Raw genomic sequence first — 14,777 nt, 5'->3', positions numbered from 1 at the left:
TGACATGATGAATCGAGATATGCCCAATAAATATTTTAATATTTTATAAAAACAAACAGGCAAGTGATATCACTTGCCTGTTTGTTGATGTTTTTTAAAGCTTAAACTTATTGAGCAGCGTCATCCGCATCTTGAGTTGCTTCATCTGATTGCACATCAGTTGAAGCCTCAGTAGAGGTTACGGCTGGCGCAACAGTTGTATTTTCTGCTGCTTGTTGCTCAGGTTTATCTAATAAACCGAAGCTTAAACGGTTTGTCCAACTACGTTCAGACTTAGGCGCTTCTACAGGTTTTTGTTCTGGTGCTTCAGCTTCTTCTTTATCTGAATTGCCAATTAAACCAAAGCTAACACGATTGAGGAAACCACGTTTTGGAGCTTCTGCTTCAGTTGTGGTCTCTGGTGTTGCAGCAGTCGATTCACGACCGAAAATACCCAAGGTTGCACGGTTAATCCAGTTGCCTTCTTTACGGGCAGCACGCATGTTAACTGTGCCGTCTTTTTTCACAAGGCTTGGGTAATTAAGCTTTAAAACTTCAATATATTGTTGTGAAGTCGCTTTATCACCTAATTTGTCATAGCTATATGCCAAAGTCGCTAACGCTTCTGGAACTTGAGGCGTTTGTGGGTAGTGTTCAATCACCCATTGTGAACGTTCCGCAGCGGCGATCCAAGCTTTACGTTTAACATTAAAGCGAGCAGCAGTCATTTCATTTTCAGCAAGTTCTTGCCCAATGAATTTCATACGCTGAGCAGCATCAACAGAATATTGGCTGCTTGGGAAACGGCGAATTAAATCAACAAAGTTTTGATACGCAACTTTTAAATAACTCACATCACGGTGAGATTGCTGCAAAGAGGTATAGCGCATCAAACTGTCGTAGTTTTGCTCCATATTGGCAACAGCACGAACATAATAAGCATAATCCACATTTGGATGTTGAGGATTTAAACGAATAAAACGTTCTGCTAAGGCAATCGCGCCTTCATAATCTTTTTGTTTAAATTTCGAATATAGAAGTTCAAGTTGTGCTTGTTGTGCGTATTGTCCAGTCGGATAATAGGTATCGATTGCCTCTAAGGACTTGGTCGCATCAAGATATTGACCGCGGTCAAGCGACTTTTGGGCTTTTTCGAAGTAAGCTTGTTCACTAGATTGAGGGCCAGTATCGACCACTTCTTTTTTACTTGGATTGCTGCTACAGCCCACAAATGCAGACGCTACACCTAAAGATAAGGCAAGCATCGTAATTTTATAACGTGGTAGCGACATAAAAACTCCTCTGTTATGTTGGGCAATGAGCTACAATTGCGCTATTAAACCACTTTTATCTCAATGATCAAATGACTTCAGCACAATCTTCAAACACAAACTTCTCTGAAACCGACTTCAATTTACTTGAAGATTCTGAGGATGCAGATAACCATACTTCTGATACAACTGCAACACGTTTATCGTTGCAAGTTCAGCTAGATGAAACCTATCTGGGACAACGTATCGACCAAGTAGCAGCCTTGGTGTGGAGCGAGTTTTCACGTGAAAAGCTCAAGCAATGGTTGAAGGATGGCCATCTGTTGGTGAATGGTAACATCGTCAAGCCTAAGCACCGTTGTGAAGGAACTGAGTTGCTTACGCTCGAAGTAGAGCTTGAAGCTCAGACAACGAGTCAACCTGAAAATATTCCACTTAATATTGTCTATGAAGACGATGATATTTTAGTTATTAATAAACCAGTAGGCATGGTGGTACATCCAGGAGCAGGCAATAGTTCTGGAACTTTAGTGAATGCTTTGCTTTACCATGCTCCAAAATTGGCAGAACTTTCGCGTGCTGGTTTGGTACATCGTATTGATAAAGATACCAGTGGTTTACTGGTTGTTGCTAAAACATTAGAAGCTCAATTTTCTTTAAGTAAACAATTGGCGAATAAATCGGTTTATCGTGTATATGACTTGGTTGTTTATGGAAATATTATTGCTGGCGGTACGATTGATGAACCAATCAAACGTCACCCAGTAGATCGTGTAAAAATGGCAATTTTACCGGGTGGGCGAGATGCAGTAACTCACTACAATGTAAAAGAACGTTTTAAAGATTTTACCCGTGTACAAGCGCGCCTTGAAACAGGTCGAACACATCAGATCCGTGTGCATTTTAGTTATATTGGTTACGGTTTGATTGGTGATCAGGTTTATATGAATCGTGTGCGTGTGCCAGCTGGTGCATCTGAATTACTGATTGAAACTTTACGCGGTTTTAAACGTCAAGCATTGCACGCAGCTAAATTAGGCTTAAAACACCCTCGTACTGGTGAAGAAATGCTGTTTGAAGCGCCGTGGCCTGAAGACTTTACACATTTAGTGAATGTGTTACGTTCAGAAAACGCTGCATATTAAGGACGTGCATATGGAATTTGTTCAAGGTTTACCTCAAGGCGTATTTGTAGGGCAGACACGTGTTCAACATCCTTTGGCATTACCAACGGATCGACTTGAATTATCTGGCTTTAATTTGGCTTTACATGTCAAAGATGAGGCACAACGTGTTCACCAGCATCGAATGATATTGTTAGATGAGTTTGCGGAATTTGGTGTTAAAAAAATGACATGGATGACCCAAACGCATAGTACGATTTGCCATACTGTAAATGAACAAATTCCCTTTAAAGCTTTAATTGGCGATGGTTTGGTCACCCAAACAAAAGGTCATGCTTTAATGATGATGACGGCTGATTGCTTACCTGTCGTGTTGGGAAATGCCGAAGGCAGTGAAGTTGCTAATTTGCATGCGGGTTGGCGTGGTTTAGCAGGTGGCATTATTGAAAATACAGTTACGGCTATGCAAAATCCTCCAACTTGGGCATGGTTAGGGGCTGCAATCAGTCAACCTTGTTTTGAAATTGGGGCCGAAGTAAAAACTGCTTTTTGTGATAAATATCCAGAGTTGGAAACAGCCTTTGTTGAGGGCGTGGCTCCAAATAAATTTCATGCAGACTTATATGCCATTGCACGCTTTATTTTGCAAAGTCTAGGTGTGCAACAAGTCTTAGGTGGAGATCAATGTTCTTATCAACAGGGTGATGAGTATTTTTCTTATCGTCGTGATGCGAAGACAGGACGTATGGCTACGTTTGTTTTTATGTAAGTTTTGATAACTTCCTTAAATGACTCTCTTATTTTATATTTATTAAAAATAGGAGAGTTTTTTATTTAATTTGAAAATATTTCTATAGTATGCAGTAGTGAAAACCTTATATTTCATATTTATAGATGAAGGTTTAGCAAGTGTTAATAAAATGATAAAATAGAAAAAATCGCTCAAAATTTTAATCTTATGTCTTTGCCTGAAAAACATCTCTCTATTGTCTACCACAGTCCATATGGTCATACCGCGAAGGTAGCTTCCGCTATTGCTGCTGGGGCAGAGGTGATGGGTGTAAAAGTACATTTAATGAATATTGAACATATTGATTGGGATGCACTTGATGCATCGCACGGTATTATTTTTGGTTCGCCTACCTATATGGGGAGTATGACCGCTGACTTTAAAAAGTTTATGGACAGTACTTCTAAACGTTGGAAAGAGCGTTTGTGGCAAGGCAAGCTTGCAGCGGGCTTTGCAAACTCAGGTGGTCTAAGCGGCGATAAATTAGCGGTATTACAACAATTAAATATTTTTGCGATGCAACATGGCATGCTTTGGTCAGGTTTACCTTTAATGACGACTGGGCATAGTGAAAAAGATTTAAACCGATTATCGAGTTGTTTGGGTTTAATGACACAGTCAGATAATGCACCTGTTGAAATTACTCCTCCACAAGGCGATTTAGATACTGCAAAATGGTTTGGCGAATATATTGCTGGACTCTTATATAGATTAAATTAATAAATTCCGCGATATAAAAAAGCCTCTAAAAAGAGGCTTTTTATTTAATTACTTATGAAATATACGAGCTTTATCACGCTGCCAATCGCGATCTTTTTCAGTCGCACGTTTGTCATGCAGCTGTTTACCTTTCACCAGAGCAATTTCAAGTTTAACCAAGTGACCTTTCCAATAACATGCTAAAGGAACACATGAGTAACCTTTTTGGTTCACTGAACCTGTTAGCTTTTCTAGTTCTCGGCGTGATAATAATAATTTACGTGTACGTGTAGCTTCAGGTACTACATGAGTAGATGCCGAAAGGAGCGGTTGAATTTGTGCACCAAATAAAAACGCTTCACCATTCTTAAAAATGACATAACTTTCTGTCAAACTCATGCGACCAGCACGTAAAGACTTTACTTCCCAGCCGAGTAAAGACATACCAGCTTCAAATTTTTCTTCGATAAAATAATCATGGCGGGCACGTTTGTTTTGTGCGATGGTTCCGCCATTATGTTTTTTCACTACTGTCGCTTTCGCCATAATTCAAACTTCCACAATTGCCCCTATTGTGCCGTAAACTGATGCTAAGGTGAAGTTTTTCCTGCACGTCAATATTTCGCCTGATGTATAACTTTTGCTAAAATAGGTTCACAATACAATTAGAGTACTAGCGGATGTCTAAAACGCGTGTAATTTATCCTGGAACATTTGACCCCATCACGAATGGACACGTTGATTTAGTTACTAGAGCATCAAGAATGTTTGATGAGGTTGTAGTAGCAATTGCAATTGGACATCATAAAAACCCTTTGTTCAGTCTAGAAGAGAGAGTTGAACTGGCCCAAACATCACTCAGCCATTTATCAAATGTTGAATTTGTAGGCTTTGATGGTTTACTAGTTAATTTTTTCAAAGAACAAAAGGCAACAGCAGTACTTCGTGGTTTAAGAGCAGTTTCTGATTTTGAATATGAATTTCAACTTGCCAATATGAACCGTCAACTTGACCCACATTTTGAAGCAGTATTTTTAACACCATCTGAGCAGTATTCATTTATTTCTTCGACATTGATTCGAGAAATTGCTCGTTTAAAAGGGGATGTAACCAAGTTTGTTCCGCAAGCTGTGGTTGAGGCTTTTGAACGTAAACATCAACAAGGTTGGTAAAGTGTCGTTATATATCACCGATGAATGCATAAACTGTGATGTTTGTGAACCAGTTTGCCCAAATGAAGCTATTTTCATGGGTGAAGTGATTTATGAAATTCACCCAGATTTATGCACTGAATGCGTTGGTCATCATGACCAGCCGCAATGTCAGTTATTTTGTCCAGTGGACTGTATTCCTAAAGATCCGCAGCATGTGGAGACGGAAGATGAGCTATTCGACAAATATAAAAAATTAATTGCTCAAAAAAGCACAAGCAATTAGTAAATAAATTTGTTAATATGCGCCCCTGAAGTGAGCTGGATGGTCGCTGCTGTGGAGGTCTTCGTGACTGAAGCAGGGGAGGAAAGTCCGGGCTTCATAGGGCAGGGTGCCAGGTAACGCCTGGGCGGTGAAAGCCGACGGAAAGTGCAGCAGAGAGTAGACCGCCTCATTCGTGAGGTAAGGGTGAAAGGGTGCGGTAAGAGCGCACCGCGTGTCTGGTAACAGTTCACGGCATGGTAAACCCCACCAGAAGCAAGACCAAATAGGAATCCTGAGGTACGGCCCGTACTGGATTCGGGTAGGTCGCTTGAGCGTATGAGTGATTGTACGCCTAGAGGAATGACCATCCTCGACAGAACCCGGCTTATAGGCTCACTTCACCTCATTTTATTTAAAATTTTTCTTGACGTGCGTTAAAGAAGTTAAGATAATGCGCGCACAGTTTTCGGCTATGTAGCTCAGTTGGTTAGAGCACCGCACTCATAATGCGGGGGTCACAAGTTCAAGTCTCGTCATAGCCACCATTTTATAGACCACGCTCCTGCGTGGTCTTTTTTTATGCTCATTTTTTGATTAAACACAGTTTGTAAAGACCGACTTTATAGTTATGGCATTGTTTGTCTAGATCAATTTCTTCATGTTCTTATAACACTTAACAAGGATGTTGAAGACATGAAAAGGTCATTATTATTTTTAGGAATTTTAAGTTTAACTGCGGGAGTAGAAACTTCCGCGGCTGATTTAAGTTGGGGCGATCCAACTTTAGATTCAGGTCAGTTTAAAGTTTCTGGAGCTGTGCGTTCCCGCTATTTGCATAAAGATTATGTAGTTGATGCAAATGAAGGTTCTCAAAATGATGACTGGCGGCTAACCGATATTAAATTAGTGTTAGGTTATGAAAATCCAGATTGGATTGCAGGTGCGGATGCCCGTTGTTATCAATATGATCGCTTATGTGATGCGATTTTCCTAAAAAAAGCATGGGTGGGTTATAAGTTATCTGACCAGCAGAGAATCACGGCAGGTTTGCAACCCGTTGATTTTGGCTTTGGCGAATTTTGGGGCAGTAGTTACTACGAAACGCTTTTAAATACAGTCGGTTTAGAAGACATCGATAATCTAGGGATCAAATATAAATTTGCAGATCATAACTATAATTTAACTTTAGGTTTCTATCCAACTGATGGCGGAAATTATAAAGGAACTTCAAAAGACTCAAGCAGATATAGCGGTAATTTCGTTGAAGCTGATGATTTAACGACAGGAACTAATATTGAAGAAAAGAATATGTGGATTGCTCGAGCGTCTAGAAAATTTGAGCTTGATAAGACACAAAATTTTTCGACCGAGTTAGGTGGTTCAGTTTGGTACTCTGATTTAGAAAATAAAAGAACTGATGAGGATGGTCATCGTAAGTCATGGAACGTTTTTGCTCAAACGCAATATCAAGCATGGCAATGGATGTTCTTAGCTGGGAAGCAAGATGTCACGAATGGCGATAATTTATTTCCAAATAGCTCAACCATTGGGGCATTTGATTACCCGTATCAAGTCGCCAATAAAGGTAAATATTTGGTCAATGAAATTAACTATACGTTTGCTCAGCCATTCCACAAACTTGAAAATATTAAACCTTATATCTCTCATAGCCGCTTCTTTAAAGATGAGGATGGCTATAAAGACTCTGAACGCTTAATTGCAGGAGTTTATTTTAATTACAAAGCCATTGGTATTCAGGGTGAATACATTATGAGTAAGAATGTTCCAATGGTTGGCGGTGGGGCTGATGGCCTTGCACAAGGTAGCAGTAATGATTGGGATAAATTATTTTATCTTTCAATCGGATATTATTTTTAAAATTTAAAAAGCAATTTATTGCCCTAAGTGAATAGGCCTCACTTAGGGCTTTTTTTCATAGAAAGACTTTTTCAGGCGGTGGTTCTCGTTTAACTGCTGGAGAAATGAGTTGCCCTCGGTTTAGGTTTTGAACATGCTGTAAACGATTGAGTAGCTCGTTTTGAATAAACAAAATACAAGTCTGTAATTTAGATGAGCTTTTAAGCCGTGATGGATAAACCGCCCAAATATCTGCATCTTGCCAGTACTCAGGCAAAATATGCTGAAGTTGGCCTGTAATCAACTCATCTGCAACATCCCAAATTGACCGGAAAATAATACCGTGACCTTCTATAGCAAGCTGATGAATAATCTCGCCGTTATTTGAAACAAAACGGGGTTTGATATGTACGGAGACATCTTCAGAAGCATGCCTAAATTTCCAGAGTACCGAGGATTGATCGCGTTCACTAATCGTTAAGCAATCATGTGATTGTAAATCTTCAATGCTGTCAGGTACGCCATGTTTAAGTAAATAGCTTGGCGAAGCACATAAAATCCTAAAATTGGAAGCCAGCTTCTTTGCAATCATATTCGGCGCAATTTCATTACCAATTCTAATGTCCAAATCAATACTGTGTTGAATTAGGTCTTTGGTATTGTCGATGGTGTCAAAATGAATTTGAAGCTTTGGATAAAGCATCATTAATTTAGACAGAATTGGTGCAATATGCTTTCTGCCAAAACCAAAGCTACTAATAATATCCATACGACCTGTAGGTGTACTGAGTGGGTTATTGACCAGTTCACAGACTTCATCAAATTCTTCAAGAATATTTGAAACTCTCTCAAGGATGAGTTTGCCATCTTCCGTTAAGCTGACATGACGCGTGCTGCGATGAAAGAGTTTACAGCTTAACGTGTTTTCTAAAATATTAATTCGCTTGCTAATAAAAGCTGGCGATGTCCCAAGTTCCTCAGCAGATTCGACAAAACTTTTTAGTTTGGCGACTGTGCAAAAAACCTTTAAATCCGATAGGTTAGGTAGATTGTTCACGATCCGTGTCCATTGGAGTGATAGTTCTGTTGTTGATCATTTTTGCTTAAAACATCATGTTTAAGCCATACAAGGATATTAGTCGAAGGTGTGAAGGAAGCTTATGGCAAAAAGATATAAAGTTGCCACGATTGCAGGCGATGGCATTGGTTTAGAAGTTCTACCAGAAGGCATTAAGGTTGTAAAGGCAGCAGCAGAGAAGTACGGCATTGAGCTTCAGCTAGATGCATTTGATTGGGCAAGCTGTGACTACTACCTTGAGCACGGCAAAATGATGCCAGATGACTGGTTTGAAACTCTACAAGGCTACGATGCAATTTATTTTGGCGCTGTAGGCTGGCCAGATAAAGTGCCTGATCATATTTCGCTTTGGGGTTCACTGCTCCAGTTCCGTCGTGGTTTTGACCAATATGTAAATTTACGTCCAGTGCGCTTAATGCCGGGTGTGAAATGTCCATTGATAGGTAAAAAACCGGGCGATATCGATTTCTACGTGGTTCGTGAAAATAGTGAAGGTGAATACTCAGCCATTGGTGGTAAAGCTTTTGAAGGAACAGATCGAGAATTTGTTTTACAAGAAGCAGTATTTACACGTCATGGCGTAGACCGAATTTTGCGTTATGCATTTGAGTTTGCAAATCAGCGCGATGCGAAAAAGATTACAGCAGCGACTAAGTCCAATGGTATTGCAGTTAGTATGCCGTACTGGGATGAACGCGTTGATGCGATGGCAAAACAATATCCACAAATTCAGGCTGATAAACAGCATGTTGATATTTTAGCGGCTCGTTTTGTTTTACAACCTGAACGTTTTGATGTGGTTGTGGCATCCAATTTATTTGGTGACATCCTTTCCGATTTAGGTCCTGCATGTACAGGAACCATTGGTTTGGCTGCTTCTGCAAATTTAAACCCCGAAAGAAAATTCCCTTCATTGTTTGAACCTGTACATGGTTCAGCACCAGATATTTACGGTAAACAAATTGCCAACCCAATCGCTGCGATTTGGTCGGGTGCCATGATGTTCGAGTTCTTTGGCGAAGATGATGAACGCTGCATTCAAGCAGGTCAGGACATTATGCAGGCGATTGAGAATGTATTAATTAATGGGCCAAAAACAGCCGATATCGGCGGTCAGGCAAAAACTTATGAGGTAGGAGATGCAATTGCATCGTGTGTAGCCCAAACTAAAATGGACGTGTTCGCTATGGAATAACGCCATCCAAAAATGGATGTAGGGATATGGATAATCAAAACACAAAAATTTATACGGATAAAGTTCTTGCCGTAACCAGCTTACTGTTTGTATTTATTTCAGTTGCTGGTTTGGCGATTTATTCGCAAGAGTCGATAAAGATTGCTGCAACATGGATGCAGTGGACGACATCGGTATTTACAACCCCAGTATTACTGTTTGCTTTTTTAGCCATTATTTTTACTTTTGGTTTAGCTTTTAGTAAATACGGCAAAATTAAACTCGGTGAAGGAAAGCCTCAATACACTACGATGTCATGGATTTTTATGTTCATCTTGTCGGGTATCGGGTCTTCTACATTGTACTGGGGCTTTTTGGATTGGGCTTACTATTATCAAACTCCGGGTCTGAGCTTACCGCCTGAGTCGGCAGAAGCATTGAAATATAGCGTGGCTTACTCGTTTTTTCACTCAGGTTTAAGTGCGTGGGCAATTTATGCTTTGGCATCAATTTCTTTGTGCTACAGCTATCATGTGAGAAAAAATAAAGGTTTAAGTTTGGCTTCTGTGATTGAAGCTGTGACAGGCTTTAAATCAACCGGCGTGGTTGGACGTTTAGTCGACCTTATGTTCTTGCTGTGCATGTTTGGTGCATTGACGATTTCATTAGTACTCACCGCCGTGACATTTACCAATATTTTGTCTCAGCTCACAGGTATTCCAAATACTTTTATGACCAAGGTCATCATTATTTTGGCAGTTTCGGTTCTGTTTGCTCTCAGTTCTTATGTCGGTATGGATAAGGGTATGCAGCGTTTAAGCCACATGGTGTGCTTGGGTGTAGTGTTATTTGCGATTTATGTACTTTGCTTTGGTCCGACTCAATTTATTTTGAATAATTCATTAATGAGTTTTGGCTTAATGGCAACCAACTTTGTCGACATGAGCTTGTTTACCGACCCTATGGGCGATGGCAAGTTTACTCGTGAATGGACTGTTTTCTACTGGTTATGGTGGATTTCATATGCACCGGGTGTGGCACTGTTTGTAACGCGTGTTTCTAAAGGCCGTACCATTAAAGAAGTGATCTTTGCCATGGTGATTGGTGGCAGTGTTGGTCTTTGGTTCATCTTTGGTGTATTTGAAAACTACAGTGTTTATAGCTTTATTCATGGGGCTGTAAATGTACCGCAAATCTTAAGCCAACAAGGTGGTGAGGTTGCGATTGGTCAATTGCTTAGTCTGTTACCTGCCGGAAAACTCATGATGTGGATTTTCCTCGGCATTATGGTGGTGTTCTTGGCAGCACACATGGATGCAGTAGGGTATGCGGTTTCAGCAACATGCACACGTGGTTTAAGTGAAGGACAAGATCCATCACCAAATGCCCGTCTGTTCTGGTGTGTCATGCTGACTTTAGTTCCGATTGCCATGATCTTTAGTAAGGCACCTTTAGACACCATGAAAACAGCAACCATTGTGACGGCTTTACCGTTCATCGTGATTATTCTGATTCAAACCTATGGTTTAGTGAAATGGCTGATTCAGGATTATGCCAAAGTCCCATCGCATTTAATTGAGCAACAAGGTTATGATGATGCAGAAATTGGTTTAAACCAGTCTCAAGATGAACATGCAAAACGGATGCAACTTGAGCTAGCAAGCTCAATCAAACTGGATAGAAAAACCAGCTAGAGGGAACGGTAATGACTACATGTGAACAGACCACGTATGTTTTAAGTGAAGAAATGCAAAGCCTAGTGTACTGGAGCAGCATTTATTCACCAGCAGATGCAGATATTGACTCAATTCGTGCAGCATATGACGCGATGTGCCGACACTACACTTTGCCTCGTGATGGCAAGATTGAAGTAGAAGACCGAGTTGTTGCAAATGCGGAGCATTCTGTACCTGTTCGTATCTATTCACCAAAAACTAAACGACCTGAAACTGGTTGGCCATGTGTGTTGTATTTGCATGGCGGTGGTTGGATGGTCGGTGGACTCGATTCACATGAGTTTATTACCAGTTATTTATGTCAGGACTTAAATGCAGTTGTCATTGGTGTGGATTACCGCATGGCACCAGAGCATCGTTTTCCAGCAGCTTTTGAAGATTGTTTAGCAGTCTATCAATGGCTTAAACAACATGGTTCTGACTGGCAGATTGATAGCGGGAATATCGTTCTAGCAGGCGATAGTGCAGGCGGTAACTTAGCAGCAGCCCTTGCAGTGCATCTACAGCATAGTGGTTTGCAAGCTCGAGGTCTGGCTTTGGTTTATCCGTGTTTAACTACAGCATTTGATACACCAGCCGCACAAAAGCATGCCCATGCGCCGTTATTAACAACCGAAGATATGCATTTTTATTTAAAGGAATATGCACCTAACTCACAAGATTGGCAGGATTTACGTCTAGCGCCTTTATTGGCAACGGATTTTTCAGATATGCCTGCCAGTTTTGTAGCCGTTGCAGAATACGACCCTTTAGGTGATGACGGTTATTTCCTTACCCAAAAATTGGAACAAGCAGGTATCCCTAACGAGTTCCATTTAGGTAAAGGTTTATTACATGGCAGTTTACGTCTCATGCGTGATTGCCCTGAAGTTCAACAGTTATATCAAAACATGCTGAGTGCGATACGCCGCATGTTTGGCAGTACCGAAAAGACATCAATTTAATATCGAGTCATTTGGACGAAAAGAATTTAATGGAGTAATAACATGAGTGCAGTTGAAAAATTACCTGAAGATTTTTGCGCAAACCCAGATGTTGCATGGACTTTCCCTAAAGTTTTCTATACTTCATCACAAGTTTTTGAGCATGAGAAAGAAGCAATCTTTGCTAAAAGCTGGATTTGTGTTGCACATGGCAGTGAATTGGCACAACCGAATGACTATATTACCCGTAAAGTAATTGGTGAAAATATTGTCATCATTCGTGGTAAAGATAGCGTTTTACGTGCGTTTTATAACGTGTGTCCGCATCGTGGTCACGAGCTTTTAAGTGGCAGTGGTAAAGCCAAAAATGTAATTACTTGCCCATACCATGCTTGGACTTTCAAGCTAGATGGTAGTTTAGCTTTGGCACGTAACTGTGACCATGTTGAATCTTTTGACAAAGAAAACTCAAGCATGGTGCCTTTAAAAGTTGAGGAATATGCCGGCTTTGTTTTCATTAATATGGATGAAAATGCGACTTGTGTAGAAGACCAACTTCCGGAATTTGCTGAGCGTTTAAATCAAGCATGTAGCGTAATTAAAGATTTGAAATTGGCAGCACGTTTTGTGACAGAAACGCCGGCAAACTGGAAAGTAATTGTTGATAACTATCTAGAGTGCTATCACTGTGGACCAGCGCATCCTGGCTTTGCTGACTCGGTACAAGTTGATAAATATTGGCACACAACACATCAAAACTGGACATTGCAATATGGCTTTGCTCGCTCATCTGAGAAGTCATTTAAGCTTGATCCATCGGTCACTGATCCTGAGTTTCATGGTTTCTGGACTTGGCCTTGCACAATGTTCAACGTACCACCGGGCAGCAACTTCATGACTGTGATCTATGAATTTCCAGTGGATGCAGAAACGACTTTGCAACATTACGATATTTACTTCACGAACGAAGAACTTACTCAAGATCAGAAAGATTTGATTGAGTGGTATCGCAATGTATTCCGCCCTGAAGATTTGAACTTGGTCGAAAGCGTACAACGTGGTTTGAAATCACGTGGTTATCGCGGTCAAGGCCGTATCATGACTGATAAACAACGCTCTGGAATTAGTGAACATGGTATTGCTTACTTCCAACATTTAGTAGCGCAGCATCATAAATAAAACAAATGGATTTATTCAGGTGTAAAGATGACTTACACCTGATTCTTCAGTTAGGAAGATGATATGTCGAGTTTACAAAGTACTGAATTATTTCAGCAACACGCCTATATTAACGGACAATGGCTAGCTGCACAGTCAAACGCAACGGTTCCAGTGACTAACCCAGCAACAGGCGAAGAAATTGGCACAATTCCAAATATGGGAGCGGCTGAGGCTACACAAGCGGTTGAGGCTGCTTATACTGCTTTACAAAGTTGGAAAGCTTTAACGGCTCAAAATCGTGCAGATATTTTATTGGCTTGGTACAAACTTGTTCTCGATCATACCGATGAACTTGCTTTAATCATGACCATTGAGCAAGGAAAACCTTTGGCAGAAGCGAAAGGTGAGGTGCGTTATGCAGCATCATTTATTCAATGGTTTGCCGAAGAAGGCAAACGTATTTATGGCGATGTGATTCCAACCGTCAATAATCAGCAGCGTTTTATTATTAGTAAAGAACCTGTGGGTGTTGTGGCTGCGATTACGCCGTGGAATTTCCCAATCGCCATGATTACCCGTAAAGCAGCTCCCGCTTTAGCAGCAGGATGTACGGTTGTCATTAAGCCAGCAAATGAAACGCCTTACTGCGCATTAGCGATTGCGAAACTTGCAGAAAAAGCAGGTATTCCGGCTGGTGTGCTTAATGTCGTGACCGGTAAATCTCAAGAAATTGGCTCTGTATTTACTTCACATGAAAAAGTGAAGAAGTTGACTTTCACTGGTTCAACGCCAGTGGGCCGCTTATTGATGCAGCAGTGTTCAAGCACCATTAAAAAATTGGCGCTTGAGTTAGGCGGTAATGCACCACTGATTGTGTTTGACGATGCCGATTTGGATAAAGCTGTACAAGGTGCGATTTTTGCCAAGTTCCGTAATGCGGGCCAGACCTGTGTTTGTGCTAATCGCATTTATGTCCACGATAATATTTATCAAGCTTTTGCCGAGAAGTTTGTACAAGAAGTACAAAAGTTTAAAGTCGGTAATGGACTTGAAGATGGCGTGCAAATTGGTCCGTTAATTAATGAAAAAGCAGTTTTGAAAGCACAACAGTTAATTGATGATGCGTTAAGTAAAGGCGCTAAGGTGGCTTGTGGTGGCAAACAGCATGCTTTAGGGCAAACCTTCTATGAACCATCAGTTTTAACTAACGTTGACCGTACGATGGAAATTGTCCAAGAAGAAATTTTTGGTCCAGTTGCACCACTCATTCGTTTTACAGATGAAGCAGATGTCGTTGCTCAAGCCAATGACACTATCTTTGGTTTGGCTGCTTATGTTTATAGCGAAAATATTTCACGTTTATGGCGAGTGTCAGAACAGCTTGAATATGGAATGGTCGGTATGAATGCCACAGCAATTTCAAATGAAGTTGTACCATTTGGCGGTGTGAAGCAATCAGGCGTTGGGCGTGAAGGCTCAAAGTATGGTCTTGAAGAGTTCATGACCATTAAATACATGTGTTTAGGGCTTTAAGGATAAGCCCTAACAACAAGAATATGCGGTAAAAGA

At 40.7% G+C, this 14,777-nt stretch carries 14 protein-coding genes, 1 tRNA gene and 1 other RNA gene; 13 read left to right on the top strand and 3 right to left on the bottom strand.

Annotation, left to right across the window (positions count from 1 at the left end):
* Window positions 1-107: 107 nt before the first annotated feature.
* Window positions 108-1,271, bottom strand: a complete 1,164-nt coding sequence (gene comL / locus SOI81_RS13485; RefSeq protein ID WP_262458081.1) for an outer membrane protein assembly factor BamD — start codon at window positions 1,269-1,271, stop codon at window positions 108-110.
* 71 nt (window positions 1,272-1,342) lie between these two features.
* On the opposite strand from comL, the gene rluD reads away from it, so the two are divergent.
* From rluD to SOI81_RS13470, 3 genes are all read left to right on the top strand, one after another.
* Entirely contained in the window at window positions 1,343-2,395 is a 1,053-nt protein-coding gene (gene rluD / locus SOI81_RS13480) for a 23S rRNA pseudouridine(1911/1915/1917) synthase RluD (protein WP_016142026.1), read from the top strand.
* A 10-nt stretch (window positions 2,396-2,405) separates the two neighbouring features.
* On the top strand, window positions 2,406-3,143 hold the full coding sequence (gene pgeF, locus SOI81_RS13475) for a peptidoglycan editing factor PgeF (RefSeq protein WP_239975516.1): 738 nt from the start codon (window positions 2,406-2,408) through the stop codon (window positions 3,141-3,143).
* Between the two features lie 189 nt (window positions 3,144-3,332).
* Window positions 3,333-3,884 carry a flavodoxin family protein gene (locus tag SOI81_RS13470; protein ID WP_005075275.1) on the top strand — a complete coding sequence of 184 codons (552 nt, stop codon included), beginning with the start codon at window positions 3,333-3,335 and terminating at the stop codon, window positions 3,882-3,884.
* A 48-nt stretch (window positions 3,885-3,932) separates the two neighbouring features.
* Here the strand turns inward: SOI81_RS13470 and smpB are convergent, their stop codons facing one another.
* Window positions 3,933-4,409, bottom strand: a complete 477-nt coding sequence (smpB, locus tag SOI81_RS13465; RefSeq protein WP_002120348.1) for an SsrA-binding protein SmpB — start codon at window positions 4,407-4,409, stop codon at window positions 3,933-3,935.
* A gap of 134 nt (window positions 4,410-4,543) precedes the next feature.
* On the opposite strand from smpB, the gene coaD reads away from it, so the two are divergent.
* The 5 genes from coaD to SOI81_RS13440 all read left to right on the top strand — a co-directional run bounded on the left by coaD (window position 4,544) and on the right by SOI81_RS13440 (window position 7,157).
* On the top strand, window positions 4,544-5,035 hold the full coding sequence (coaD, locus tag SOI81_RS13460; protein WP_005070938.1) for a pantetheine-phosphate adenylyltransferase: 492 nt from the start codon (window positions 4,544-4,546) through the stop codon (window positions 5,033-5,035).
* Between the two features lies 1 nt (window position 5,036).
* Window positions 5,037-5,300: a YfhL family 4Fe-4S dicluster ferredoxin gene (locus SOI81_RS13455; protein ID WP_005070936.1), complete on the top strand. Its 264-nt coding sequence runs from the start codon at window positions 5,037-5,039 to the stop codon at window positions 5,298-5,300.
* Window positions 5,301-5,327: 27 nt separating this feature from the next.
* Window positions 5,328-5,683, top strand: an RNA gene (rnpB, locus tag SOI81_RS13450) — RNase P RNA component class A.
* 64 nt (window positions 5,684-5,747) lie between these two features.
* Window positions 5,748-5,824: transfer RNA gene (locus tag SOI81_RS13445), tRNA-Met, on the top strand.
* A gap of 148 nt (window positions 5,825-5,972) precedes the next feature.
* Entirely contained in the window at window positions 5,973-7,157 is a 1,185-nt protein-coding gene (locus tag SOI81_RS13440) for a porin (RefSeq protein WP_320540907.1), read from the top strand.
* A 55-nt stretch (window positions 7,158-7,212) separates the two neighbouring features.
* Here SOI81_RS13440 and yeaT read toward each other — a convergent pair whose 3' ends face one another.
* On the bottom strand, window positions 7,213-8,193 hold the full coding sequence (gene yeaT, locus SOI81_RS13435; RefSeq protein ID WP_016142022.1) for a LysR family transcriptional regulator: 981 nt from the start codon (window positions 8,191-8,193) through the stop codon (window positions 7,213-7,215).
* Window positions 8,194-8,296: 103 nt separating this feature from the next.
* On the opposite strand from yeaT, the gene yeaU reads away from it, so the two are divergent.
* The 5 genes from yeaU (at window position 8,297) to SOI81_RS13410 (ending at window position 14,741) form a co-directional block, all read left to right on the top strand.
* On the top strand, window positions 8,297-9,409 hold the full coding sequence (gene yeaU, locus SOI81_RS13430; RefSeq protein ID WP_320540906.1) for a tartrate dehydrogenase: 1,113 nt from the start codon (window positions 8,297-8,299) through the stop codon (window positions 9,407-9,409).
* Between the two features lie 26 nt (window positions 9,410-9,435).
* Window positions 9,436-11,082 (top strand): BCCT family carnitine transporter, encoded by a 1,647-nt coding sequence (gene yeaV / locus SOI81_RS13425; protein WP_057074931.1) that lies wholly within the window; start codon window positions 9,436-9,438, stop codon window positions 11,080-11,082.
* A gap of 11 nt (window positions 11,083-11,093) precedes the next feature.
* On the top strand, window positions 11,094-12,068 hold the full coding sequence (locus tag SOI81_RS13420) for an alpha/beta hydrolase (protein ID WP_320540905.1): 975 nt from the start codon (window positions 11,094-11,096) through the stop codon (window positions 12,066-12,068).
* A 42-nt stretch (window positions 12,069-12,110) separates the two neighbouring features.
* A complete protein-coding gene (cntA, locus tag SOI81_RS13415; protein ID WP_002120432.1) occupies window positions 12,111-13,226 on the top strand; it encodes a carnitine monooxygenase subunit alpha in 1,116 nt (371 codons plus the stop codon).
* 63 nt (window positions 13,227-13,289) lie between these two features.
* Window positions 13,290-14,741, top strand: a complete 1,452-nt coding sequence (locus SOI81_RS13410; RefSeq protein ID WP_262446793.1) for an NAD-dependent succinate-semialdehyde dehydrogenase — start codon at window positions 13,290-13,292, stop codon at window positions 14,739-14,741.
* The last annotated feature ends 36 nt before the right edge of the window (window positions 14,742-14,777 follow it).

The sequence above is a fragment of the Acinetobacter pittii genome (genome assembly GCF_034067285.1).
Lineage (GTDB): Bacteria > Pseudomonadota > Gammaproteobacteria > Pseudomonadales > Moraxellaceae > Acinetobacter > Acinetobacter pittii_E.
This window is presented reverse-complemented; position numbering and strand designations above follow the sequence as displayed.

Coding starts and splice junctions, on each gene's coding strand:
- comL (WP_262458081.1), bottom strand. CDS start 1,271: ATGTCGCTACCACGTTATAAAATTACGATGCTTGCCTTATCTTTAGGT.
- rluD (WP_016142026.1), top strand. CDS start 1,343: ATGACTTCAGCACAATCTTCAAACACAAACTTCTCTGAAACCGACTTC.
- pgeF (WP_239975516.1), top strand. CDS start 2,406: ATGGAATTTGTTCAAGGTTTACCTCAAGGCGTATTTGTAGGGCAGACA.
- SOI81_RS13470 (WP_005075275.1), top strand. CDS start 3,333: ATGTCTTTGCCTGAAAAACATCTCTCTATTGTCTACCACAGTCCATAT.
- smpB (WP_002120348.1), bottom strand. CDS start 4,409: ATGGCGAAAGCGACAGTAGTGAAAAAACATAATGGCGGAACCATCGCA.
- coaD (WP_005070938.1), top strand. CDS start 4,544: ATGTCTAAAACGCGTGTAATTTATCCTGGAACATTTGACCCCATCACG.
- SOI81_RS13440 (WP_320540907.1), top strand. CDS start 5,973: ATGAAAAGGTCATTATTATTTTTAGGAATTTTAAGTTTAACTGCGGGA.
- yeaU (WP_320540906.1), top strand. CDS start 8,297: ATGGCAAAAAGATATAAAGTTGCCACGATTGCAGGCGATGGCATTGGT.
- yeaV (WP_057074931.1), top strand. CDS start 9,436: ATGGATAATCAAAACACAAAAATTTATACGGATAAAGTTCTTGCCGTA.
- SOI81_RS13420 (WP_320540905.1), top strand. CDS start 11,094: ATGACTACATGTGAACAGACCACGTATGTTTTAAGTGAAGAAATGCAA.
- cntA (WP_002120432.1), top strand. CDS start 12,111: ATGAGTGCAGTTGAAAAATTACCTGAAGATTTTTGCGCAAACCCAGAT.
- SOI81_RS13410 (WP_262446793.1), top strand. CDS start 13,290: ATGTCGAGTTTACAAAGTACTGAATTATTTCAGCAACACGCCTATATT.